Here is a 23,187-nt window from a genome sequence, read left to right as displayed (position 1 = left end):
CGCGGCGTCGGGCTGGGGCGACGAAGCGGTGCCCGTGACCCTCTAGGCTGGACGATATGGCCGAGTACATCTACACGATGCAGCGTGTGCGCAAGGCACATGGCGACAAGGTCGTCCTGGACGACGTCACCCTGCACTTCCTTCCGGGTGCCAAGATCGGCGTCCTGGGGCCGAACGGCACCGGTAAGTCGACGCTGCTGCGCATGATGGCCGGTCTGGAGCAGCCGTCCAACGGCGACGCGCGCCTCATGCCCGGGTTCACCGTCGGCATGCTGCAGCAGGAGCCTCCGCTGAACGAGGAGAAGACCGTCCTCGGGAACGTGGAGGAGGGCGTCGCCGAGACGAAGGCGATGCTCGACCGGTTCAACGAGATCGCCGAGAAGATGGCGACGGACTACTCCGACGAGCTGATGGAGGAGATGGGCAAGCTCCAGGACAAGCTCGACCACCGCAACGCGTGGGACCTCGACAGCCAGCTCGAGCAGGCGATGGACGCGCTGCGCTGCCCACCGGGCGACGCCGAGGTGACGACACTGTCGGGTGGTGAGCGCCGGCGCGTCGCGTTGTGCAAGCTCCTGCTCGAGGCCCCCGACCTGCTGCTGCTGGACGAGCCGACCAACCACCTGGACGCGGAGAGCGTGCAGTGGCTGGAGCAGTTCCTCGCCAAGTACGAGGGCACCGTCCTGGCCGTCACCCACGACCGGTACTTCCTCGACAACGTGGCCACCTGGATCCTGGAGCTGGACCGGGGCCGCTGCTACCCGTACGAGGGCAACTACTCCGTCTACCTGGAGAAGAAGGCCGACCGGCTGAAGGTCGAGGGCAACAAGGACGCCAAGCGCAAGAAGCGCCTTGAGGACGAGCTGGAGTGGGTCAGGTCGAACCCGAAGGCGCGGCAGACCAAGAGCAAGGCGCGCCTGGAGCGGTACGAGGAGATGGCCGCCGAGGCCTCCAAGTTCCGCAAGCTGGACTTCGAGGAGATCCAGATTCCGCCGGGTCCGCGGCTGGGCACCACGGTGATCGTCGCGGAGAAGCTGACGAAGGGCTTCGACGACCGGCTGCTGATGGACGACCTGTCGTTCAACCTGCCTCCGAACGGCATCGTCGGCGTCATCGGCCCGAACGGCGTCGGCAAGACCACCCTGTTCCGCATGATCGTCGGTGAGGAGCAGCCGGACGCGGGGGAACTGCGCGTCGGCGAAACCGTCAAGGTCTCCTACGTCGACCAGGGCCGCGGCGGCATCGATCCCAAGAAGTCGGTGTGGCAGGTCGTGTCCGACGGCCTCGACCACATCAACGTCGGGCAGGTCGAGATGCCGTCCCGCGCCTATGTCGCGGCGTTCGGGTTCAAGGGCCCCGACCAGCAGAAGCCGGCGGGCGTCCTGTCCGGCGGCGAGCGCAACCGCCTCAACCTGGCGCTCACCCTCAAGCTGGGCGGCAACGTGCTGCTGCTGGACGAGCCGACGAACGACCTGGACACCGAGACGCTGTCCAGCCTGGAGAACGCCCTCCTGGAGTTCCCCGGCTGCGCCGTGATCACCTCGCACGACCGGTGGTTCCTGGACCGCATCGCCACGCACATCCTCGCGTGGGAAGAGGGCTCGAACTGGTTCTGGTTCGAGGGCAACTTCGCCGACTACGAGAAGAACAAGATCGAGCGGCTGGGCGCCGACGCCGCCCGTCCGCACCGGGTGACGCACCGCAAGCTCACCCGCTGATCCTGATCCTCTGAACGGGTTCCCGGACGGCCGCGCGGTCCTCGATCGACCGCGCGGCCGTCCGTGTTCGCGCCCGTAGCCGAGTGATACAAGGCGTGCATCGAACGATGCGTATTTCGTGTTGGACAGGTATCGATTCCGTCTCCTATCGTCCGGGTTGACCCACCCCGCCTGACCGAGGAGGACGGACGATGGCGCAGCTCACCGGACACATGGTGATCGGCTTCGAGCGCGTCGCCGGGACGGGCGCGGCGATCAGTGCCGTGGATCCCCGCACCGGTGAACGTCTCGACCCGGAGTACCGCTACGGCGGCGAGGCCGAGGTGGACCGTGCCTGCGCTTTGGCCGACGAGGCCTTCGACGTCTACCGCGCGACGTCCCCCGAGCGCCGCGCCGCGTTCCTCGAATCGATCGCAGGCAGGCTGGACGAACTCACCGACGATCTCGTGGCCCGCGCCACGTCGGAGACCGGGCTCCCCGTCCCGCGCGTGACCGGCGAGGTCGCCCGCACCACCGGCCAGCTCCGGCTCTTCGCCACCGGCCTCCGCGCCGCTGGTGATTCATTCGTGAGCGTCGATCCCGCCGGTGACGCCGGGCCGGAGATCCGGCAGGGGAAGGTGCCGCTGGGCCCGGTGGCGGTGTTCGGGGCGAGCAACTTCCCGCTGGCGTTCTCGGTGGCGGGCGGGGACACGGCGTCGGCGCTCGCGGCGGGCTGCCCGGTGATCGTGAAGGCGCATGACGCCCACCCCGGGACGTGCGAGCTGGTCGGCCGGGCCGTGTCGGAGTCCGTCCGGGAGGCGGGCCTCCCCGAGGGCGTGTTCTCGATGCTCTACGGGGACGGTCCGACGCTCGGCATCGCGCTCGTCACGGACCCGCGCGTCCAGGCCGTCGGGTTCACCGGGTCGCGGGCGGCGGGCCTGGCGATCGCGAAGGCGGCGGCGAACCGGCCCGGGCCGATCCCGGTGTACGCGGAGATGAGCAGCGTCAACCCGGTGTTCCTGCTGCCCGAGGTCCTCGCGGCGCGTGGCGGCGAGCTGGCCGACGCGTTCGTCGGTTCCGTGACGCTCGGGGCGGGCCAGTTCTGCACGAATCCCGGGCTGGTCTTCGCGGTCAGGGGCCCGGAGCTGGACGCGTTCCTGGACGCGGCCGCGAAGGCGATCGCCGGCACCCCGGGCGCGCCCATGCTGACCCCGGGCATCGCGCGCGCCTACGCCGACGGTGTGGCGCGGCTCGAACGGCGTCCGGGCGTGGAGATCCTCGCACGTGGACGGGAACCCGAGGCGGCCGTGGGGGGCGCGGCGGCGCTCGCCGCGGTGGACGCCGAGCACTTCGGTCCCGACCTCCAGGAGGAGGTTTTCGGCGCGTGCTCGCTGGTCGTCCGATGCGCGGACCTCGACCAGGTGCGGGAGCTGGCGCGCGGCCTGGAGGGGCAGCTGACCGCGACGATCCACGCCGGTCCCGGCGACCGGGACGCCGCGGCGCGGCTGCTGCCCGTCCTGGAGCGCCTGGCCGGAAGGATCGTGTGGGACGGCTGGCCCACCGGGGTGAGAGTGGGGCATGCGATGGTCCACGGCGGCCCGTTCCCGGCGACGTCCGACTCGCGGACGACGTCCGTGGGGAGCCTGGCCGTCGAGCGGTTCCAGCGTCCGATCGCCTACCAGGGGGCGCAGCGATGAGCACGCCGGTCGTCACCGGGATGCGCGTCGTCCCCGTCGCGGGACACGACAGCATGCTCCTCAATCTTGGCGGCGCGCACGGGCCGTTCTTCACGCGGAACCTGCTGCTGCTCACCGACTCGTCCGGCGGCACCGGTGTCGGCGAGGTGCCGGGCGGCGAGGGCATCCGGCGGACGCTGGAGGACGCGCGTGAACTGATCGTCGGCAGGCCCATCGGACGGTCCGACGAGATCCTGAACGCGATCCGCGGCACGTTCGGCCACCTGGACGCGGGCGGGCGCGGACCGCTGACGCATGACACCAGGATCACCGTCCACGCGCTGACCGCGATCGAGTCGGCACTGCTGGACCTGATGGGGCGGTTCCTCGGCGTCCCGGTGGCCGCGCTGCTCGGCGACGGCGTCCAGCGGCGGGCGATCCCGATGCTCGGCTACCTGTTCTACATCGGCGACCGCCGCAAGACCGGCCTTCCGTACGAGCCGCCGCCGGAGGGCGCGGACGGCTGGTTCCGGGTCCGGCGCGAGGAGACCATGACGCCGGACGCGATCGTCCGGCAGGCGGAGGCGGCGCAGGAGCGGTACGGGTTCGCCGACTTCAAGCTCAAAGGCGGCGTGCTCAGGGGCGACGAGGAGGCAGACGCCGTACGCGCGCTGGCCGCGCGCTTCCCCGGCGCCCGGATCAACCTGGACCCGAACGGCGCGTGGTCCCTGGACGAGGCCGTCCGCCTGGGCAACGAGCTCAAGGGCGTCCTCGCCTACGCCGAGGACCCGTGCGGCGCCGAACTCGGCTACTCGGGACGCGAGACGATGGCGGAGTTCCGCCGCGCCACCGGCCTGCGCACCGCCACCAACATGATCGCGATCGACTGGCGGGAACTCGGCCACGCGATCCGGCTGGACGCGGTGGACATCCCGCTCGCCGACCCGCACTTCTGGACGATGCGCGGCTCGGTGCGGGTGGCGCAGCTGTGCCAGGCGTGGGGCCTGACCTGGGGCTCGCACTCCAACAACCATTTCGACGTGTCGCTGGCGATGTTCACCCACGTCGCCGCGGCCGCCCCGGGCGAGATCACCGCGATCGACACGCACTGGATCTGGCAGGACGGCCAGCGCCTCACCAGGGATCCGCTGCGCATCGTGGACGGGCGGATCGCGCTGCCCGAGGCGCCCGGCCTGGGCATCGACGTCGACGAGGAGCGGATCGAGGCCGCGCACCGGCTCTACGTCGAGCACGGGCTGGGGGACCGCGACGACGCCGCCGCGATGGAGTACCTGGTCCCCGGCTGGACGTTCGACCCGAAACGCCCGTGTCTCGTGCGCGGCTGACGGGAGCGTTCGGGGGGCGCCCGGGGGCCCGGGGGCGGCCGGGGGACCCCGGCGGGGCGGAAACCTACTGCGGGTAACATCGAGCCGGATCCGGTTTTCCCCCGTACCCCCAGGCGAGGACATGCAGCAGACCGACCTGCCCGCGGCCGAATACCGGCACGTCTACGAGTTCAACATCCGGTTCGGTGACATCGACTCCCAAGGCCATGTGAACAACGTGAAGTTCCTCGGCTACCTGGAGGACGCGCGGCTGGAGATGTTCCACGGCGACCCGGTGCGCAAGGGGGACGAGCCCGTCCGCGGCATGGTGATCTCGCGGCATGAGATCGACTACCGGACGCCGCTGCTGCCGACCGTCTACCCGATCCGGGTGGAGACGTGGGTGACCGAGGCGCGCGCGGCCTCGTTCAAGCTGGCCTACGAGGTGCGGGACGACGAGAACGTCTACGCGGAGGCGACCTCGACGCTCGTCGCGTTCGATGTGGAGTCGAACCGGCTGCGCCGCTTCACCCCGGAGGAGCGGGAGTTCATCGGGCGCTATGTGGCGCCCTCGGCATGACGGCGCTCGCGGGGCCGTCCGCCCCGCTGGACCGTGCCCATCCCGGGGTGCGGCTGCGGGTCGTCCAGATGGCGGACGCTGAGGAACTCGCCGCGCTCTACGAGGCGAACCGCGATTACCTGCGCCCCTGGGAGCCGGAGCGCGACGACTCCTACTACACCGTCGAAGGCCAGCTCGACAATCTGCATGACCTGGTCGAGGCGTATGCGACGGAGGAGATGTGGCCGGGCGTCATCCTGGCCGACGGTGAGATCGCCGGGCGGATCACGCTCAACAATGTTCTGCGCGGGCCTCTGCAGTGCTGTTTCGTCGGGTACTGGGTGGCGCGCGAGCACGCGGGACACGGTGTCGCGACCGAGGCGCTGCGGCTGGCGCTGGACGTGGCGTTCGGTGCGCTCCGGCTGCACCGTGTCGAGGCGTTCACGAGGGTGGACAACTCCGCGTCCCAGAAGGTGCTGGAACGCAACGGCTTCACGGTCGTGGGGACGGCGCGCCGGCACATTCACCTGGACGGGCGCTGGCATGACGAGCGGCTTTTCGAGCGCCTGGCCCCCTGGGACGACGGGGTCGCGCTGACTCCCCCCGCCTGACGCGGCCCTGCTCCGGCGGCACCCCTCTCCGAGGTCGCCCGGTGGTTGCGTGCCTTCTGACCGTTGTCCGCCTGACTGCCCCGTTGGCAACCGAGTCGTCACGGATAGATAACAAGCGATGCAGCACTCCGTTTCCGGCTGACGTATCGCTCTAGGGTCGCGACGCGATTGTGGAGAACCCACGTGAAAGGGGCACAATGCGGCGCGTCTCACGAGGAGCGACGGCACTGCTGCTCGCCGCGGGAATGACCGGCGCCGGCGCCACGGCGGCGCAGGCGGTCACCACCCAGGCGGGCACCCTCCCGGCAGGCACGACCCGGACGGGCACCGTCCAGACGGGCGACATTCTCGAGCGGCTCAAGGCGATTCCCGGAATGGAGGTGACGGAGAAGACCTCCACGCTGCCCGGCCACCGCTGGTTCTGGCTCGAGTACAGGCAGCCGGTCGATCATCGCGACCCTCAAGGACCATGGTTCGAGCAGCGCATCATGCTGCAGCACAAGTCCACCGACCGGCCGATGGTCCTCTACACCAGCGGCTACCACACCCCGGAGGTGATGTTCACCTCCGAGCCGACCGCGCTGGTCGACGGCAACCAGATCTCCGTCGAATACCGCTACTTCAGCCCGTCCCGTCCCGAGCCGACCGACTGGCGCAAGGACACGATCTGGCAGGCCGCCACCGACGAGCACCGGATCATCCGCGCGCTGAAGAGGATCTACAACGGGAAGTGGATCTCGACGGGCGCGAGCAAGGGCGGCATGACGGCCGTCTACCACAAGCGCTTCTACCCGCGTGACGTCGACGGCAGCGTCGTCTACGTCGCGCCGAACGACTACCGCAACAACGACGACCGCGCCTACGACAGGTTCTTCCAGACGGTCGGCACCGACCCCGAATGCCGCAGCCACCTCCAGGCGCTCGCGCGGGAGTTCCTCAAGCGCCGCCCCGAGATGCTCAAGCGCTTCACGGACGCCGCCGGCAAGAACGGCTGGACGTTCGACATCCTGCGCACCCCGGACCGGGCGTTCGAGAACTCCGTGATGGACTACGAGTGGGCGTTCTGGCAGTACAGCCTGCAGTCCGACTGCGCGGACCTGCCGCCGGTGGACGCCTCCGACGACGAGATCTATGACACGCTCGACTCCATCTCCGGGCTGTCGTTCTACACCGACCAGGGCCTCACGCCCTACGTCCCGTACTACTACCAGGCGGGCACGGAGCTCGGCTGGCCGTCGCCGAAGTTCAAGCACATGCGCCACCTGCTGCGGTACGAGGACAGCTACCACCCGCGCACCTACGTCCCGCGCGACATCCCGATGCGGTTCGACCGCGGCCGTGCGATGCGCGACATCGACCGCTGGGTGCGGGGGAACGCGAACCACATGCTGTTCCTGTACGGCTCGAACGACCCGTGGGGCGCCGAGCCGTTCCGCCTCGGCCGCGGCAGCCGTGACTCCGCCGTCTATGTCGCCGAGGGAGCGAACCACAGCGGCCGCCTGATCGACAAGCTGCCCGCCGATCAGAGGTCGAAGTCCATCGCCGACATCAAGCGCTGGGCGGGTGTCGACGCCGGCCTGCAGACGCTCAAGTCCGGCCCGAGGGCCGACGACCCGCTCCAGCTCCAGCGTCCGCCGCTGTAGCGGGAACCGAGCCGTTCCGTCAGGCTCGCGGTGTGCCGGGCCCGTGCGTTGACCCCTCGCCCGGACCGGCACACCGCGTTTCCGCGCGTCGTGTTTCGACCACCGGTTTTCCACGCGCGGGGTTTCGCCCGCCCGGTTTTGCGTGCGCGCCGGGTTTCCGCGCGCCGGGTCAGCCGGTGCTAAGCCAGGCGGACCCGTTGCCGGGGAGCAGATCGCCGTAGAGCGGGGTACTGGCGAGCAGCAGGGTGCCCGGCGGGAGCCGCACCGGGTTCTCTCCGCAGTTGAGGGTGCAGGTGAGCGGGCCCCGCTGGAAGAAGACGGCCGTGTCGGGGGAGTCGAGCCACTCCACGTCGTCCGGCAGGCCGTCCAGCACGCGGCGGCGCAGCGCCAGTGCCTCACGGTAGAACGCCAGCATGGAGGACGGGTCGGACGCCTGCGCCTCGGCGGTCAGCGACGCCCAGCGTTCCGGCATCGGCAGCCACGGACGGACGCCGCCGGGAGAGAACCCGTACGGTTCGGCGTCGCCCGACCAGGGCAGCGGGACCCGGCAGCCGTCGCGTCCCGCGAGCCGCCCGTTCGTGCGTTCCCAGATGGGGTCCTGCCTGGCCTCGCCGGGCAGGTCGGTCACCTCCGGCAGGCCCAGTTCCTCCCCCTGGTACACGTACGCCGACCCCGGCAGCGCCAGGAGCATCAGCAGCGCCGCACGGGCTCTGGCCCAGCCGATCCCGGGGACGCTCTCCGGCTGTTCGTACCGGGTGACATGACGAACGGAGTCGTGGCTGGACAGCACCCAGGTGGGCGCGGCCCCCGTGGGCGCGACGGCCTTCATCGCGGCCGTCGCCACATCGCGGAACGCCGTGGCCGACCACGAGGCGAGCTGCAGGTCGAACTGGAAGACCTGGTGCAGTTCGTCTGGACGCAGGTAGAGCGCGAGGTCGGCGGGCCCGTCCGTCCACACCTCGCCTATGGCCATGCGGTCGCCGTCGTACTCGTCGATGATCTGCCGCCACCGCCGGTACACGTCGTGGACTTCGGGGCGGCTGTAGATGGGACCGTTCGGTGCGCGGCGATCCCGCCCGCCGAGGTCGCGGAACGACGCGTCCTTGAACAGGCCGGCCGCCACGTCGATGCGGAAGCCGTCCACGCCGCGGTCGAGCCAGAACCGCAGGATCTCCTCGAACTCGCGCTGCACTTCCGGGTTGCGCCAGTTGAAGTCCGGCTGCTCGCGCGCGTAGAGGTGCAGGTACCACTCGCCGTCGTCCACCCGCGTCCAGGCGGGGCCGCCGAACGCCGACGGCCAGTCGTTCGGCGGCCACTCCTCACCGGGACGTTCCCCTTCCCTGCCCGCGCGGAAGATGTAGCGGGAACGCTCGAATGACCCGGGCGGTGCGGCGAGCGCCTCCTGGAACCAGGGATGCCGGTCCGACGAGTGGTTCGGGACGATGTCGACGATCAGCCGCAGGCCGTGCGCGTGCACGTCCGCGACGAGGTCGTCGAAGTCGTCCAGCGTGCCGAACCGCGGGTCCACGTCCCGGTAGTCGGCGACGTCGTAGCCGCCGTCCGCCAGCGGGGAGGTGTAGAACGGCGTGAGCCAGAGCGCGTCCACGCCGAGGTCGCGCAGGTACCCGAGGCGGGAGCGGATCCCCTGGAGGTCGCCCTCACCGGTTCCGCCGGAGTCGGCGAAGCTGCGGACGTAGACCTCGTACACGACGGCGTTGCGCCACCACGGGATTCGCGTCATACAGGCCGATCTACCCTGTTATGTCGGGGCGTTCACCAAGCTTTGCGCGGCCATGGTGAAGTAGTTCCACAGCTGCCGCTCCAGCGGCTCGGGAAGCCCCAGATCCTCCACCGCCACCCGCATGTGCCGGAGCCAGGCGTCCCGCTGGGCCTCGTCGATGACGAACGGCACGTGCCTCATCCGCAGCCGGGGATGCCCGCGCCGCTGACTGTAGGTGTTGGGGCCGCCCCAGTACTGGATCAGGAAAAGCCGCAGCCTCTCCTCGGCGGGGCCGAGGTCCTCCTCGGGGTAGAGGGCGCGAAGGTCGGGGTCGTCCGCGACACCCTGGTAGAAGCGGTGCACCAGCCGGTGGAAGGTCTCCTCGCCGCCGACCGCCTCATAGAAGGTCACCTGTTCAGCCATAGCTTCCCCACCCTATGCGAGACGCGCGCCGTTGCGGGCCCCGGTCCCGATCTTGATCGATCAGGGGGCGGGGGTGGCGACCGTGACGCCCGCCTCGTCGAACGCCCGCTTGACCCGCTCGCGCAGTTCGCGGGCGACGTCGCCCTGCCTGCCCGGGGCCGTCTTCAGCACGACGCGGATGACCACGGCGTCCCCGGCGAGCGCCTGCACACCCCACACGGCGGGCTCCTCCAGGACGAGGTCGCTCCAGGGCGCGTCGGCGACCATCGTGTCGGCGGTGGTCTGCAGAATCTCCTTGACCCGCTCGGTCTCCTCGTGGATGTCGACCGGGATGTCCAGGACGGCACGGCCCCAGTTCTGCGACTCGTTCCCGACCTTCTTGATCTCACCGTTCGGGACGTACCAGACGACGCCGTCCATGTCGCGCATCCGGGTGACGCGCAGCGTGACGGCCTCGACCGTCCCCTTGGCGGTGCCCACATCGATGTAGTCGCCGACGCCGTACTGGTCCTCCAGCAGCATGAACAGCCCGGCGAGGAGGTCCTTGACGATGTTCTGCGCGCCGAACCCGACCGCGACGCCGATGACGCTCGCGCTGGCCAGGATGGGCGCGAGGTTGAGGCCGAGCGAGCCGAGCACGCTGAACGCCGCCGTCCCCATGATCAGCACGGACGCGATCGAGCGCAGCACCGAGCCCAGCGTCTGGGCGCGCTGGGCCCGCCGCTTGTTGAGCAGGGCCGGGTTGCCCTCGAAGACCGTCCGGGAACGCTCCCTGACCCGCTCCGACATCGTGCCCTCGGCCATCCGCAGCGTGACCTTGGTGATCATGCGGTGCGCGATGCTCTTCACGATCAGCGCGGCCACCAGGGTGACGATGATCCAGAAAAGGGTGGTGAGGGGACCGTCGAGCCAGGTCGAGTAGAACCGGGTGAAGTCGGTGTTGTGCGAGATGTTCCAGACGAGCCGGCACGAGGCGGTGGGCGTCCGGTCGCGGCAGGCGGCCTCGGGGGAGCCGTCCTGGGCCCACGGCAGCAACGGTTCGACGGCGAGTGACATGGCGGCAGACCCTCCCCGGCCGTCGTGAGTGGTGCCTGGACACCTCGCCGTGGACCCGCGGCGGGTACGAGCCTGATCGTAGGGGACGGTTCCGACCGGTTCGTACTACCGCTGGCGACGTGTCCCGGCCCGGCCGGGGAGGGGCTGATCGGGCGAGCGTGTCCCGCGGGGTCCGCGGCTGCCGCGCCGTCCTGGCCACGGCCTCGCGGGATCGCTCGGTCTCGGGGGCGCCCGGGTTCTCAGAGCGTCATGTCAGAGCGTCCCGGGGCTGCAGGACGTGCGCCAGCTTCATCGCGGCGCCTCCCACGTCGTCGACGCGGTGCATGCGCTCCCCCCAGGACCACCAGAAGTAGTGGTCCGTGGTCTCCGGGGCCGGGGCGCACGTGACGTCCTCCGCGAGGCTCGCGGCCTCCGGGTTCACCACCCGCAGGAACGCCGGCCCCGAACGGGTCCTGACGACGCGGGCGACGAGGCCCTGAGTGTCGAGTTCGTGCTCCAGCTCCTCGAGGTAGCCGACGCGTCTGTCGCTGACCACCTTCACACCCCCTCCGTTGGAGAGCGCCGGCTCCACGGGCGAGCACCGGCTTTGACGGCTGTCTTTGATCGACTCTGTGAATCCGTTCGGTCACTCGCGGCGAGAATCGCAACTCTCACGGGTGCGGGTCAAGTGACGGGGCGTGGCGTCCGGTACCGAATTCCCCCACCTCAGGGGAAGCCTGCACCCCTGTGGAGGAAGAATCTCTACCCCGGGGAGGCGGGAGGTGCCCTGACCGCCGCTTCTTCTGTGGAATCGCTTGGCCGCCCCCGTGGCGAGGGTTACGCTGCGTGCGCGGAAGATTATCTGTCGTGGCCATCAAGTGAAGTGACCGGTCGCCGTGGCGGGGACGATCGCCCTCTCCCCCGGGAGAGCGGCGTCCCGGCACGACGGGAGGAGGCCGGAGGATGTCGGACCCCCCTCGGAAAGAAACGGACGTGGCTCGCCGGATCCGTGCGCGCGCTCTGGGGCGGGGACACGGTCCGGTCGAGATCGCGCAGGAGATCCACGAGCAGTGCGGACCGCTGTTCGGCACCAGCAGGGTCAAGGCGCACCGCCTGGCCCACGGTGTCGCGCTGTCCGACATCGTGGCGCAGGTCAAGGCGCTCTACGAGGTCGACGGCAAACCCGCGCCCCGCCTCGGGGAGACGCTGCTGTCCGCCTATGAGAGCGGCTACAAGAGACCCGGCCCCGAGTATCTGCACTATCTCTGCGCCGTCTACCGGGTGGAACCCGACGCCCTCGACTACCAGGGTCCCTGCATCTGCGGCCGCGGTCACGCGGGCCGCCCCGGGGCGGCGAGCGTCCCGCAGCCGCGGCAACCCGACCGGCGCCCGGCACCCGACCCCGACGCGCTCGTCGGGGCGATCATCCCCAGGGCCGACGAACGTCCCTGGGCAACCGTCAACGACCTACGGGGCCCGGACCGCGCCGACGGCCCCCTGACCATTGATGTGGGAGAGGAGGACATCGTGCTTCGTAGGACCCTGCTGCAGCTGCTGGCCGGAGCGGGCGTGGCGCTCGACGGTCAGTTCCTTGGGGCAGTCGACAACCTGCGCCGCAAGATGGACGACACACTCGTGGGCGCGACCGTCTCGCCGACCATGCTGGACCAGTGGGAGGAGACGACCTACGGCTACGGCCAGCAGTACCAGGCGACCCCGTCCCTCCGGATGCTCTGCGACGTCCTGCTGGACTTCAGCGAGGTGCGCCGCATGTGCGACAAACGCCAGCCGGTCGAGCTGCAGGAACGCCTGTGCCGGATCGCGGCCCAGCTGTCCGGGCTCTCCGGCCTGATCATGATCAACCTGGGTGACCACCGGCTGGCCCGCTCGTTCTTCCGTACCGCGCGCACCGCCGCCGACGAGACCGGCGACCGGCAGCTGCGCGCCTGGGTGACCGTCCGTGAGTCCCTGGTGCCGATGTACTACGGCGATCCCCGCGAGGCCCTCCACCTGGCCCGCAAGGCACAAGACCTCGCCGGCCGCACGCCCGGCGTCGCCGGTGCCATGGCGCCCGCCGTGGAGGCGCGTGCGCTCGGCATGCTCGCGATGCGGGGACGCGGCGACGCCGCCCCCAGCGCCCGCCGCGCCCTCGTCCGCGGACGCTCGGTGTTCGACCAGCTCTCCAAGGCCGACACCAGCGACCTGGTGTACGGGTTCACCGACCGGCAGATGGCCTTCTACGAGGGCGACACGTTCACCAGCCTCGGCGACCACAAGCACGGCGACGAGGTGCTGAGCCACGCCCTCACCCTCTACTCGCCCACCGACCGCGTCGACCTGACCCTCGTGCGCCTCGACCGGGCCATGTGCAAGTTCCACGCCGGCAACCCCGACGGCGCGCTCGTGGCCGGGCGGGAGGCCATCCTCGAACTGCCGTCCGACCACCGGTCCGACATCCTCGTGCACCGCGCCCGCCAGATCGGCGCGGCCGTCGCCGCCAAGCACGGCGAGATACCGGCGCTGAAGGACTTCTACGAGGCGCTCGCCGGCCCCTGGGTCACCAGCCCGGCGCAGGAGCGCCCGTCCGTCTCCCCGTCCGAGCAGGTCTGACGCGGCATGCCCGACAACACCCCCTGGCAGGACCACCCCGCCCACACTCTCGTCCGGATCCAGGACGAGCCGCCGGTCTGGAGCTTCGGAGAGCTCAGGCTGCGCCGCTACCACGCCGCCGACCACGGCATCGTCCTCGCGCTGCACCGCGAAGGCCTGGCCCAGGTCGGCCTGCGTCCCGGCGACGGCGTCTACTACGACCACGACTTCTTCCGGATGGAGGACATCTACCTCCGCAACGACGGCGAGTTCATCGTCGGCGAACTCGACGGCGGGATCGTCGCCATGGGCGGCCTGCGCCGCGCCGACCTCGTCCCCGGCGGCCGCGCCCGCGCGTTCGGCGGATACGCGCCCGGCAACCCGGTCCTCGACGCCGTCGAGATGGTCCGCCTGCGCGTCCTGCCCGCCGTCCAGCGCCGCGGCTACGGCGCCGCCGTCGTCCAGGCCCTGGAGGAACGTGCCAAGGAGCTCGGCTACCGCGTCCTGCGCGGCGACACGACCGAACTGCAGGCCCCGGCGCTCGAGCTCTACCGCAAGTTCGGCTGGACGGAGACGCGCCGGGAGGCGATCGGCGGCATCGTCAACATCTACATAGAGAAGCCGCTCCGCTGAAGACACCCGGGCCGCGGGGCCTCGCGCCGGAGGCGCGGTCCGCCGCGAGGCCGCGCGGCCCGGGGTTGGGCTCGAACACCAAACCCCCTCCTGGAGGCTTCCCAACCCCAGGAGGGGGCGATGTCGCACGGGAGTGTTCCCGTGCGCGTTCTGGTGGGAGCGTAGCGTCATCCCCGGTCGTCGACTAGGGGAGGGGGTGGCCGCGGCTGCCTCCGACCACCTGCATCAGCGGGTAGCGGTGCTGCCGGACGGCGGTGAAGCCCCTCTCGGAGAGGGCCCTGGTGATCTCGCGGTCGCCGAAGACGGTGAGACCGGTGGCGCGGCGGATGAGCTCCCCGCCGATGCGGGCCGCGGTCAGCGGGACGGGGCGCCGCGAGGTGAGGATGATGAGCCGGCCGCCGGGTTTGAGGACGCGGGTCATGCCGTCCAGGGCCGTCCAGGGGTCGTCGAACAGGTACAGCGCGCCGAAGCAGCAGACGGCGTCGAACGTCCCGTCCCGGAACGGGAGGTCGACGGCGTCGCCGCGGACGTAGCAGACGTCGCCGTCCGCGGTGTCCTCCACGGCGCGGGCGAGCATGGTCTGGGACGTGTCGAGCCCGACGACGAGTCCGCCCCGCCCGACGCCTTCGGCGAGTGCGCGGGTGACGTTGCCGGGTCCGCACGCCACGTCCAGGACGGTCGCGGGTGGCCGGGCCGCGTAGCCGGGGTGGGAGAGCCCGAGCCAGTCGCGGGCCATCGCGTGCTCGGCGGCGGTGTCCGGGCCGAACGGCCAGCCTTTGGCCAGGTTGAACCCGACGGGCCGCCACACGCGCTCGTAGATCTGCGGCAGGAACGTCGACTCCATCGCCGACTGGGCGAGGGACGGCGACGGCTGCGCGCCGGGACCGAGCAGGTCGAGGTGGCCGGCGGACGTGTCCGGCTCCGCGGGCGGATCCCTCAGCAGCCCGAGCACGCGTTCCACGGCTGACGCGCCGCGCACGGTCGACTTGCTCACCCTCGTATTAGACCACTCGTCAATTCATCGCCGCGCCCCGGCCCCGTGCCCGCGGCGGGAAGGCCGAGGCCGGTCTGCGCGGCCATGAAGGCGAGCGTGTCGGCCATCAGGTCGACGGAGCGGCTCACCGAGCGGGCGGCGTGCCCGACCTCCGCCTCGTTGCGGAGCAGGACCGGTGCGTCCGATGCGGTCGCGTGCTGCAACGCGGCGCAGAGCTTGCGGGCGTGCAGCGGATCCACGCGGGTGTCGCTGCCGAACGTCGTGAACAGCACGGCCGGGTACGCGGTGCCGGCGTGGACGTGATGGTACGGGGAGTAGCCGATGAGCCAGCCGAACTCCTCGGGGTCATCGGCCGTTCCGTACTCGTCGTTCCACGTCTGCCCCAGTCCGAAGCTCTCGTACCGGACCATGTCCAGCAGCGGCGCCGAGCACACCACAGCCCGGTACAGGTCGGGACGCTGGGTGAGCGCGGCGCCCACGAGCAGCCCCCCGTTCGAGCCGCCGGAGATCGCGAGCTGCGACGGCGTGGTCAATCCGTCGTCGACGAGTTTCCCGGCGGCGGCGTGGAAGTCGTCGAAGACGTTCTGCTTGCGCTCGCGCATCCCGGCGCGGTGCCACTCCTCGCCCTCCTCGGAGCCGCCGCGCAGGTTCGCGACCGCGTAGACGCCGCCCGCCTCCACCCAGGCGAGGATGCTCGCCGAGTACGACGGCGTCAGCGAGATGTTGAAGCCGCCGTACCCGTACAGGATCGCCGGGCGCGGCCCGGAGAGGCCCGGACGGGACGCCACCAGCATCCGTACCTCGGTCCCGTCCCGGGAGGTGTAGGTGACCTGGCGTGTCTCGACATCGGGAACGTCGACCGTCCCCGGGGCGGACGCCCACAGCGTGGTCTCGCCCGTCCGCGCGTCGTAGCGCATGACCGACGACGGAGTGACGTTGTCGGTGTACCCGAACCATGCCTCGTGCCCGCCCTCCGGCCGCTCGACGATCCCGCCGATCGACCCCAGTCCCGGCGTCGGGACGGACCCGAGCCGCTCCCCGGTCTCCAGGTCGTGGACGGTGATCTCGCTGATCGCGTGCCGCGTCCAGCCGGCGAGCAGGACGGGCCTGTCCAGGTCGTCCAGGATCGCGAAGTCGGTGAGGACGGCCTCGGGGTCCTGCGGGACGAGGTCCCGCCACGTCTCAGGCGACGGGTCGGCGGGGTCGGTCACGCAGAGACGGGACCGCGGTGCGTCACGGTCGGTGAAGATGTAGGCGCGGCCGTCGCGTCCCACGTGCAGGCCGGTGCCGGCGTCCACACCCTCCTGCACGACGCGCAGCTCGGGGGCGCCGGGCGGCGACGCGGACAGGTCGGCGATCCACAGGTCGTTGCGCGGCGCCGTGCCCTGCGACGACGAGATCGTCAGCCAGCGCCCGTCGCGGCTGACGCCGGCCCCGTAGTAGTTGGTCTTGTCCATCCCGGCGCCGAAGATCAGCACATCGTCGGTGTCGGGTTCGGTGCCGACCCGGTGCAGGTAGACGCGCCGGTGGTACTGCTCCTCGCCCGCCGGGACGTCCCGCGCGTGCAGCCGCCGCGCGTAGTAGTACGCCTCGCCGCCCGGCAGCCACGCCACCGACGAGTACCGCGCCCGGTCGATCGGCCCCTCCACCCGCTCGCCCGTCGCGACGTCCATGACGTACAGCAGCGACTCCTCGTCCCCGCCGGTCGAGATCTTGTAGGCCAGCCGGCGTCCCTCCTTGTCGGGCTGCCACCCGTCCAGCGTCGTCGTCCCGTCCTGGTCGAGGGCCATCGGGTCGACGAGGACGCGCTCGGAACCGCCGGGATCGACCGTGTAGAGCACCGGATGCTCCTGGTCGGCGGCGCGCCGGGTGAAGAAGCACCGCTCGCCCCGCCAGACGGGGGCGCCGACACTGCCCGCGCCGAGCAGCTCCCCGAGCCGCCGCCGCAGCGTCTCCCGCCCCGGCAGGGCGTCCGCGACCTTGTGGAACAGCTTGTCCTGCGCGGCGAGCCACTCCCGGGTCTCGTCGCTTCCGGCGTCCTCAAGCCAGCGGTACGGGTCGGCGACCCGGTGACCGTGGATGTCGTCGACGATGTCCTGGCGCTTCGCGGACGGATACGGCGTCATGAGTTGCACTGTATTGGCCGTTCCGGACTGCCCGTCCCGCATACCGCGACCCGCCGCGAACGCGTGTTCGTGTTCGATCGGCCGCTCGAAGGGGGATTATTGGGGTAGCGGACGGCCTCCCTGAGACGCCACACTGATTCTGGTCGGTTCGCCCCTGGGGAGGTCCTCATGGCGAGAGCGCAGGAACCGGAGAACATAATCGGGCCTCGGTTCGAGGCGCGTTCCGCCGCGCCCGCCGAGGCGAATCACCGGCACGGCCCGGCGGAGGGCGTCTGATGCGACAGGTCCTCCTCCTGAACGCGACGTACGAACCACTCACCACGCTCCCGCTCCGGCGGGCGGTCTGCCTCGTGCTTCGCGAGAAGGCGGAGATCGTCCACCACGACACCTCGGGCGCGGCCCTGCACTCGGCGACGATGTCGATCGACGTCCCGTCCGTCATCCGGCTCCGCCGCTACGTGCGCATCCCCTTCCGCACCCGCGTCCCCCTCACCCGCGCCGCCCTCATGCGCCGCGACAACTTCCGCTGCGTCTACTGCGGCCGGCGCGCCGAGACCATCGACCACGTCCACCCCCGCAGCCGCGGTGGCAAGCACGTGTGGGAGAACTGCGTCGCGTCCTGCATGACCTGCAACCACCGCAAGGCAGACCGCCTGCTCTCCGAACTCGGCTGGGCGCTCACCATCACCCCCGCCGTCCCCCGGGGCGCCCACTGGCGCCTCATCGGGCTGGTCCACGACGGCGACCCCCAATGGGCCCCGTACGTCACCGAACCCGCCGCGTGAGACGCGTATCCTTGGGGCGTGCCTCGCTATGACTACCGCTGCCGCGCCTGTGGGTCGACCTTCGAGGTCACCCGTCCGATGATCAACGCGTCCGATCCGGCTTCCTGCCCGGACGGCCACGACGACACGGTCAAGCTCCTGTCCACGGTCGCCGTCACCGGCACCTCCGGAGGCGGCGCCCCCTCGCCCCCGCCGAGCGCCGGGGGCGGCGGTTGCTGCGGCGGAGGCTGCTGCTCCTAGTTTCCTTCGTCACGGTGGCGCCGTGTCAGGCGGTCTGGGCCGCGCGGACGAACTTCGCGGTCGCGGCGGCGTCGTAGTCGTCGGCGACGCCGTGCAGGAGGACGGCGGTGCCCTCCATGTTGTCGGTGCGCATGGGCAGGATCGCCTGGTAGGCGTCCGACTCGTACCAGGCGCGGGCCTTGTCGATGTCGGGGAACTCGACCAGGACGTAGCTTCCGTCCACGGGCCCTTCCATCACCTCGGGGTCGCTGCCGTGGACGAGGAAGCGGCCGCCGAACGGGTCCAGGCTCGCCTGGATGCGCTCCATGTAGATGAAGACGTCGTCGTGGAGCGGTGCCGGGGGGCGCAGGTGGGCGAGGGCGTAGGCGGTCATCACGGTCTCCTTCGAGAATGGCGCGGCCGGAGCCGGTAGGCCCCGGCCGGTGAGTCCACTCTGGCCCGCGATGCGGAACGAAAGCGATTACCTGGCGGGTAATGCTCAGCCGTTCGGGCGGTCGAGCTGGCCGACGTCGCGGGCCGCGCCCGTGGAGGCGGAGGTGGCCATGGCGGCGTAGGCGCGCAGGGCGGCGCTGACCGGGCGGTGCCGGTCGCGGGGACGGTACCCGCCGAGGTCGGCGAGGAGCTTCTCGCGCCGGATGTCCAGCTCGTCGGACGGGACGTCGAGTTCGAGGACCCGGTTCGGGATGTCGATCACGATGCGGTCGCCGTCCTCGACGAGGGCGATGATGCCGCCGCCCGCCGCCTCAGGGGAGGCGTGCCCGATCGACAGGCCGGACGTGCCGCCGGAGAAGCGGCCGTCGGTGATCAGCGCGCACGCCTTGCCGAGCCCGCGGCCCTTGAGGAAGCTCGTCGGGTACAGCATCTCCTGCATGCCGGGGCCGCCCTTCGGGCCCTCGTAGCGGATCACGACGACGTCACCGGCCTTGACCTTGTCGCCGAGGATGCCCTCGACGGCGTCGTCCTGCGACTCGAAGACGACCGCGGGGCCGGTGAACGTCCACAGGTCCTCTTCGACGCCGGCGGTCTTGACGATCGCGCCGTCGGGGGCGATGTTGCCGCGCAGGACGGCGAGGCCACCGTCGGCGGTGTAGGCGTGCTCGACGGAGCGGATGCAGCCGTCCTCGCGGTCGAGGTCGAGGGACTCCCAGCGCGCGCTTTGCGAGAACGCGGAGGTGCTGCGCACGCCGCCCGGCGCCGCGTGGTACATCTCGACGGCCTCGGGCAGGACGTCGGGGGAGCCGACGTCCCATTTGGCGACGAACTCGTCCATGGACGCGGAGTGGACCGAGTGGGCGGAGCGGTGCAGGAGGCCGCCGCGGTTCAGTTCGCCGAGGAGGGCGGGGACGCCGCCGGCGCGGTGGCAGTCCTCGACGTGGTACTTGCCGGTGGCCGGGGCCAGCTTGCAGATGCAGGGGACGCGGCGGGACAGCTCGTCGATGTCGGACAGGCCGAAGTCCACGCCGGCCTCGGTCGCGGCGGCGAGCAGATGCAGGATCGTGTTGGTGGAGCCGCCCATGGCGACGTCCAGGACCATGGCGTTCGCGAACGCCTCGCGGGTGGCGATGTTCAGCGGCAGGACGCTGTCGTCGTCGTTCTCGTAGTAGCGGCGGGCGACGTCCACGACCGTGCGGCCGGCGTCCTCGTAGAGGCGGCGGCGGGCGGTGTGGGTGGCGAGGACGGTGCCGTTGCCGGGCAGCGCCAGCCCGATCGCCTCGGTGAGGCAGTTCATCGAGTTGGCGGTGAACATACCGGAGCAGGACCCGCAGGTCGGGCAGGCGCTCTCCTCCATTTCGAGGAGCGTGTCCTCGGCGACCGAGCCGTCGGCGGACGCGATGATGGGGTCGATGAGGTCGAGCTTGTTGCCGCCCATGACGCCCTCGACGGGCTTGCCGGCCTCCATCGGGCCGCCGGAGACGAACACGGCCGGGATGTTGAGGCGCAGCGCGGCCAGCAGCATCCCCGGGGTGATCTTGTCGCAGTTGGAGACGCAGATGAGGGCGTCGGCGCAGTGCGCGTTGACCATGTACTCGATCGCGTCGGCGATCACTTCGCGGGACGGCAGCGAGTACAGCATGCCGTCGTGGCCCATGGCGATGCCGTCGTCCACGGCGATGGTGTTGAACTCGCGGGGGACGCCGCCGGCCTCGCGGACGGCGCCGGCGACGACCGTGCCGACCTCGTTCAGGTGGACGTGGCCGGGCACGAACTGGGTGTAGCTGTTGGCCACCGCGACGATGGGCTTGCCGAAGTCCTCGCGTTCCACGCCGCTGGCCCGCATGAGCGCGCGGGCGCCCGCCATGTTCCTGCCATGGGTGACCGTGCGTGACCTGAGCGGTGGCATGTGTGACCTCTCCAACGGTTGACGTGACGTGGGCGATCCCGCGGTGTGGGAGCGATGTACGTGCTCGCAGCGGCGGATCGCGGCGCTGCCGCCGGCTCAGCGGAGGTCGCGCGCGGGCCGGCCTGTGTGCCCCCGATGCTACCAACCGGTGCGGGGGCATGAAGAAAGCCGGGACGCGTGCGTCCCGGCTCGGGCTCGTCGTTGAGCCAGGGCGGCCCGGTGAAGAGGGCCGCCCCCACGTGCTAGTCGGGGTACTTCGGCGGCAGGGCCTTCTCCGCCGCCTGGAAGATGCGCTGGACGTCGCCGTCGGTCAGGATCTTCGGACGGCGGCGCAGGTACGCGCGCGCCCGGTTGCCCGCGTAGACGTCGACGTCGCGGACCCGCATGACCTTCCACGGGATGGACGGCCCGTAGATCGCCACCGAGGGCTGCACCGGCACCTCGAAGCCGACGCGCTCGGCGAGGATGCTGCTCGCCATCTGGGCCTCCCAGCGCGCCTCGTCCAGGCGATCCTTCTTGTTGAAGGGGCCGTGGAAGAGCTTGAGGTGGGACATGGTGCGCACGGGGAGGCGCTTGTCCCATTTCTCGGAGTCGATGGCGTAGACGCCGCTCGGCCCGATCACCAGGTGGTCGATGCGCCCGTCGCTGACGCCCTCGTCGTCGCGGGGCACGGCGCGTGCGTGGAGCACGAGGTACCCGTTGCGCTGGAGGGACTTCAGCTGCTTCTCGGTGCGCCGTTCGGCGGCCGAGGACTTCTGCCAGGCGGCGACGGTGGAGCTCTTGCGCGACCGCTGGACGACGTCCCCGACGATCACCAGGACCGCGACGGTGACGCCGAGCCGCCAGGAGGTCAGGACCCAGGCGGCGGCGCCGGCGGCGGCGGCGACGCCGGCCGGCCACAGCCAGCGGCGGATCCTGGGATCGGCGAGCATCGCGGCGGCGGTGCTCTCCTCGGGACGCTCCTTCACCGGAGCCTGGTGGTGGTGCTCACGCGTTTCCTCCGACCCCGTTGCGTCCGACTGGGCCCGGGGATGGCCCCTGGCCCCCTGCGTGTTGCCCCGCTCCATGATCGCCATGAGTGACGCTCCGTATTCCTTTCCCATTGGGGGCATGATCCTCCGTGCGCAGAGTAATCATCCGGACGGTTGGCGACTAGTCATGCAGGGTTAATAGTTTTGTCGCCATCCGTAGGTGATTCACTGCCGTGACGGGTGGGTACGTGGATATTCTTCTCCTTCTGCCGCTGCAGTCGTCCCTGCCCTCTTTGATGCCCGCGCACACGGCGTCTAGCGTTCCGTTTTGTGACACAAACCCATGACCTCAGCGCCACCCGGATGGCTGCGGCCGTCCGCACCAGGGAAGTATCTCCGGTCGAACTCGCCGACCACTATCTGGCCCGCATCGAACGACTGAACGAGCAGGTCGGGGCCTACGTGACGGTCACCGCCGAACGCGCCCGCGAGGAGGCGCGGCAGGCGGAGAAGGCCGTGCTGGACGCCGCGGACCCGGCGGACCTGCCGCCGCTGCTCGGCGTCCCGGTCCCCGTCAAGGACCTGAACATGGTCGACGGCGTCCGTGCGACCCTCGGGTCGGGCGTCTACTCCGACCTGACCGGGTTCGCGGACGACAACGTCGTGACGCTGCTGCGGCAGGCGGGATCGGTGCTCCTCGGCAAGACGACGACGCCCGAGTTCGGCCTGCCGTGCTACACCGAGGGCGCCGTCGCGCCGCCGGCGCGCACACCGTGGGACCTTTCCCGGTCGGCGGGCGGGTCCAGCGGCGGCGCCGCAGCCGCGGTCGCGTCCGGCCTCGCGCCGATCGCGCAGGGCAGCGACGGCGGCGGCTCGATCCGGATCCCCAGCAGCGCGTGCGGGCTCTTCGGGATCAAACCGACCCGGGGACGGGTCTCGCAGGGGCCGGTCATCCCGGACCTGTTCGGGCTGTCCACGAACGGGCCCATCGCCCGGACCGTCCGCGACGCGGCCCTTCTGCTGGACGTGATGGCGGGCCACATGCCCGGCGACCTGTACGCGGCGCCGCCCGCCGGGGGCACGTTCGCCTCGTACGCCGAACGCCCGCCGGGCAGGCTGCGGATCGCGCGGAGCATGGAGCCGGCCGTGCCGGGCGCCGAGGTGCATCCCGACTGCGTCGCCGCATACGAGGCGGCGTCCGAACTGCTGGAGGAACTGGGGCACGAGGTCGTCGAACTGCCGCGGGTGCTCGGCCCCGAACTCGTCCCGCACTTCGAGATGCTGTGGGGCGTCATGGCGACGATCACGCCCGTCGCGGACGAGAGCGAGCACCTCCTCCAGCCGCTGACGCGCTGGCTGCGGGCGCGCGGCGAGGCCACGACGGCGCCGCAGATCTTCCAGGCGCACGCGGCGCTGCAGGGGGCGCTGCGCGCGGCGTTCCCGGTGATGGACGAGTTCGACGCGATCCTGCATCCGACGCTGGCGCAGCCGCCCGCCCCGGTCGGGTACTTCCACGACCAGGAGCCCGCCGAGAACTTCGCGCGGCAGAAGAAGTTCACCCCCTTCACCGCGCCGTACAACATCTCCGGGCAGCCGGCGGTGAGCATCCCGCTGCACTGGACATCGGATGCGGCCCCCGGAGGCTCGTCCCCGCGGGAGGAGACGTCCGGCCTGCCGATCGGGATCATGCTCGCGGGGCGTCTCGGCGCCGAGGGCACGCTGATCTCGCTGTCCGCGCAGCTCGAAGAGGCCCGCCCGTGGATCGGCCGCAAGCCCGCGATCTGGACGGCGTGAGCACGCCCGCACCGGGCATGGTGCA

The 23,187-nt window shown here is 71.0% G+C and carries 19 protein-coding genes and 1 pseudogene; 11 read left to right on the top strand and 9 right to left on the bottom strand.

From position 1 onward, the window contains the following. Nucleotides 1–56: 56 nt before the first annotated feature. The 6 genes from ettA (at nt 57) to ACGFK0_RS18500 (ending at nt 7,511) form a co-directional block, all read left to right on the top strand. Entirely contained in the window at nt 57–1,718 is a 1,662-nt protein-coding gene (gene ettA, locus ACGFK0_RS18525) for an energy-dependent translational throttle protein EttA (RefSeq protein ID WP_392906209.1), read from the top strand. 191 nt (nt 1,719–1,909) lie between these two features. After that, nucleotides 1,910–3,394 (top strand): aldehyde dehydrogenase (NADP(+)), encoded by a 1,485-nt coding sequence (locus ACGFK0_RS18520; RefSeq protein ID WP_392906208.1) that lies wholly within the window; start codon nt 1,910–1,912, stop codon nt 3,392–3,394. Continuing rightward, complete coding sequence (locus tag ACGFK0_RS18515; RefSeq protein ID WP_392906206.1) at nt 3,391–4,719, top strand: enolase C-terminal domain-like protein; 1,329 nt, start codon at nt 3,391–3,393, stop codon at nt 4,717–4,719. Before ACGFK0_RS18520 ends, ACGFK0_RS18515 begins: the two co-directional genes overlap by 4 nt. Nucleotides 4,720–4,840: 121 nt before the next feature. Beyond that, a complete protein-coding gene (locus ACGFK0_RS18510; RefSeq protein WP_392906204.1) occupies nt 4,841–5,278 on the top strand; it encodes an acyl-CoA thioesterase in 438 nt (145 codons plus the stop codon). Beyond that, on the top strand, nt 5,275–5,868 hold the full coding sequence (locus tag ACGFK0_RS18505; RefSeq protein ID WP_392906202.1) for a GNAT family N-acetyltransferase: 594 nt from the start codon (nt 5,275–5,277) through the stop codon (nt 5,866–5,868). Before ACGFK0_RS18510 ends, ACGFK0_RS18505 begins: the two co-directional genes overlap by 4 nt. Before the next feature lie 197 nt (nt 5,869–6,065). Further along, nucleotides 6,066–7,511 carry a S28 family serine protease gene (locus ACGFK0_RS18500; RefSeq protein WP_392906200.1) on the top strand — a complete coding sequence of 482 codons (1,446 nt, stop codon included), beginning with the start codon at nt 6,066–6,068 and terminating at the stop codon, nt 7,509–7,511. A 169-nt stretch (nt 7,512–7,680) separates the two neighbouring features. Here ACGFK0_RS18500 and ACGFK0_RS18495 read toward each other — a convergent pair whose 3' ends face one another. The 4 genes and pseudogenes from ACGFK0_RS18495 to ACGFK0_RS18480 form a co-directional block, all read right to left on the bottom strand. Then, nucleotides 7,681–9,252, bottom strand: a complete 1,572-nt coding sequence (locus ACGFK0_RS18495) for a glycoside hydrolase family 13 protein (RefSeq protein ID WP_392906198.1) — start codon at nt 9,250–9,252, stop codon at nt 7,681–7,683. Between the two features lie 24 nt (nt 9,253–9,276). Next, nucleotides 9,277–9,642 (bottom strand): annotated as a pseudogene (locus tag ACGFK0_RS18490) (globin); the annotation flags it as partial. Between the two features lie 72 nt (nt 9,643–9,714). After that, nucleotides 9,715–10,710 (bottom strand): mechanosensitive ion channel family protein, encoded by a 996-nt coding sequence (locus tag ACGFK0_RS18485; RefSeq protein WP_392906196.1) that lies wholly within the window; start codon nt 10,708–10,710, stop codon nt 9,715–9,717. 247 nt (nt 10,711–10,957) lie between these two features. Continuing rightward, nucleotides 10,958–11,245 (bottom strand): hypothetical protein, encoded by a 288-nt coding sequence (locus ACGFK0_RS18480; RefSeq protein ID WP_392906194.1) that lies wholly within the window; start codon nt 11,243–11,245, stop codon nt 10,958–10,960. Between the two features lie 437 nt (nt 11,246–11,682). Between ACGFK0_RS18480 and ACGFK0_RS18475 the strand changes: the two genes are divergently transcribed. Together ACGFK0_RS18475 and ACGFK0_RS18470 are read left to right on the top strand one after the other, a co-directional pair. Further along, nucleotides 11,683–13,299, top strand: coding sequence for an XRE family transcriptional regulator (locus ACGFK0_RS18475; protein ID WP_392906193.1), 1,617 nt, complete (start codon nt 11,683–11,685; stop codon nt 13,297–13,299). A gap of 6 nt (nt 13,300–13,305) precedes the next feature. Further along, on the top strand, nt 13,306–13,911 hold the full coding sequence (locus tag ACGFK0_RS18470; protein ID WP_392906192.1) for a GNAT family N-acetyltransferase: 606 nt from the start codon (nt 13,306–13,308) through the stop codon (nt 13,909–13,911). Between the two features lie 184 nt (nt 13,912–14,095). On the opposite strand, the gene ACGFK0_RS18465 is transcribed toward ACGFK0_RS18470, so the two are convergent. Then, nucleotides 14,096–14,905: a class I SAM-dependent methyltransferase gene (locus ACGFK0_RS18465; protein WP_392906191.1), complete on the bottom strand. Its 810-nt coding sequence runs from the start codon at nt 14,903–14,905 to the stop codon at nt 14,096–14,098. Next, nucleotides 14,902–17,031, bottom strand: a complete 2,130-nt coding sequence (locus ACGFK0_RS18460) for a prolyl oligopeptidase family protein (protein ID WP_392906189.1) — start codon at nt 17,029–17,031, stop codon at nt 14,902–14,904. Before ACGFK0_RS18460 ends, ACGFK0_RS18465 begins: the two co-directional genes overlap by 4 nt. Before the next feature lie 275 nt (nt 17,032–17,306). Between ACGFK0_RS18460 and ACGFK0_RS18455 the strand changes: the two genes are divergently transcribed. Together ACGFK0_RS18455 and ACGFK0_RS18450 are read left to right on the top strand one after the other, a co-directional pair. Beyond that, nucleotides 17,307–17,816, top strand: coding sequence for an HNH endonuclease (locus ACGFK0_RS18455; protein WP_392906187.1), 510 nt, complete (start codon nt 17,307–17,309; stop codon nt 17,814–17,816). 18 nt (nt 17,817–17,834) lie between these two features. Next, nucleotides 17,835–18,056, top strand: a complete 222-nt coding sequence (locus tag ACGFK0_RS18450) for a zinc ribbon domain-containing protein (RefSeq protein ID WP_392906185.1) — start codon at nt 17,835–17,837, stop codon at nt 18,054–18,056. 25 nt (nt 18,057–18,081) lie between these two features. Here the strand turns inward: ACGFK0_RS18450 and ACGFK0_RS18445 are convergent, their stop codons facing one another. The 3 genes from ACGFK0_RS18445 to ACGFK0_RS18435 form a co-directional block, all read right to left on the bottom strand. Continuing rightward, nucleotides 18,082–18,429, bottom strand: coding sequence for a DUF1330 domain-containing protein (locus ACGFK0_RS18445; protein WP_392906184.1), 348 nt, complete (start codon nt 18,427–18,429; stop codon nt 18,082–18,084). A 105-nt stretch (nt 18,430–18,534) separates the two neighbouring features. After that, entirely contained in the window at nt 18,535–20,397 is a 1,863-nt protein-coding gene (gene ilvD, locus ACGFK0_RS18440; protein ID WP_392906182.1) for a dihydroxy-acid dehydratase, read from the bottom strand. Between the two features lie 242 nt (nt 20,398–20,639). After that, the gene (locus tag ACGFK0_RS18435) at nt 20,640–21,500 is read right to left on the bottom strand and encodes a nuclease-related domain-containing protein (protein ID WP_392906180.1); all 861 of its coding nucleotides are present in this window, start codon (nt 21,498–21,500) and stop codon (nt 20,640–20,642) included. A 198-nt stretch (nt 21,501–21,698) separates the two neighbouring features. Between ACGFK0_RS18435 and ACGFK0_RS18430 the strand changes: the two genes are divergently transcribed. Next, nucleotides 21,699–23,162, top strand: coding sequence for an amidase (locus tag ACGFK0_RS18430; protein ID WP_392906178.1), 1,464 nt, complete (start codon nt 21,699–21,701; stop codon nt 23,160–23,162). Nucleotides 23,163–23,187 lie beyond the last annotated feature (25 nt).

The sequence above is a fragment of the Spirillospora sp. NPDC048823 genome (assembly GCF_043198445.1).
Classification (GTDB): Bacteria; Actinomycetota; Actinomycetes; order Streptosporangiales; family Streptosporangiaceae; genus Spirillospora.
This window is presented reverse-complemented; position numbering and strand designations above follow the sequence as displayed.

Excerpts from the sequence above, each read along its gene's own strand:
- ettA (WP_392906209.1), top strand. The coding sequence starts at position 57 with ATGGCCGAGTACATCTACACGATGCAGCGTGTGCGCAAGGCACATGGC.
- ACGFK0_RS18520 (WP_392906208.1), top strand. The coding sequence starts at position 1,910 with ATGGCGCAGCTCACCGGACACATGGTGATCGGCTTCGAGCGCGTCGCC.
- ACGFK0_RS18515 (WP_392906206.1), top strand. The coding sequence starts at position 3,391 with ATGAGCACGCCGGTCGTCACCGGGATGCGCGTCGTCCCCGTCGCGGGA.
- ACGFK0_RS18510 (WP_392906204.1), top strand. The coding sequence starts at position 4,841 with ATGCAGCAGACCGACCTGCCCGCGGCCGAATACCGGCACGTCTACGAG.
- ACGFK0_RS18505 (WP_392906202.1), top strand. The coding sequence starts at position 5,275 with ATGACGGCGCTCGCGGGGCCGTCCGCCCCGCTGGACCGTGCCCATCCC.
- ACGFK0_RS18500 (WP_392906200.1), top strand. The coding sequence starts at position 6,066 with ATGCGGCGCGTCTCACGAGGAGCGACGGCACTGCTGCTCGCCGCGGGA.
- ACGFK0_RS18495 (WP_392906198.1), bottom strand. The coding sequence starts at position 9,252 with ATGACGCGAATCCCGTGGTGGCGCAACGCCGTCGTGTACGAGGTCTAC.
- ACGFK0_RS18485 (WP_392906196.1), bottom strand. The coding sequence starts at position 10,710 with ATGTCACTCGCCGTCGAACCGTTGCTGCCGTGGGCCCAGGACGGCTCC.
- ACGFK0_RS18470 (WP_392906192.1), top strand. The coding sequence starts at position 13,306 with ATGCCCGACAACACCCCCTGGCAGGACCACCCCGCCCACACTCTCGTC.
- ACGFK0_RS18460 (WP_392906189.1), bottom strand. The coding sequence starts at position 17,031 with ATGACGCCGTATCCGTCCGCGAAGCGCCAGGACATCGTCGACGACATC.
- ACGFK0_RS18455 (WP_392906187.1), top strand. The coding sequence starts at position 17,307 with ATGCGACAGGTCCTCCTCCTGAACGCGACGTACGAACCACTCACCACG.
- ACGFK0_RS18445 (WP_392906184.1), bottom strand. The coding sequence starts at position 18,429 with ATGACCGCCTACGCCCTCGCCCACCTGCGCCCCCCGGCACCGCTCCAC.
- ilvD (WP_392906182.1), bottom strand. The coding sequence starts at position 20,397 with ATGCCACCGCTCAGGTCACGCACGGTCACCCATGGCAGGAACATGGCG.
- ACGFK0_RS18435 (WP_392906180.1), bottom strand. The coding sequence starts at position 21,500 with ATGGGAAAGGAATACGGAGCGTCACTCATGGCGATCATGGAGCGGGGC.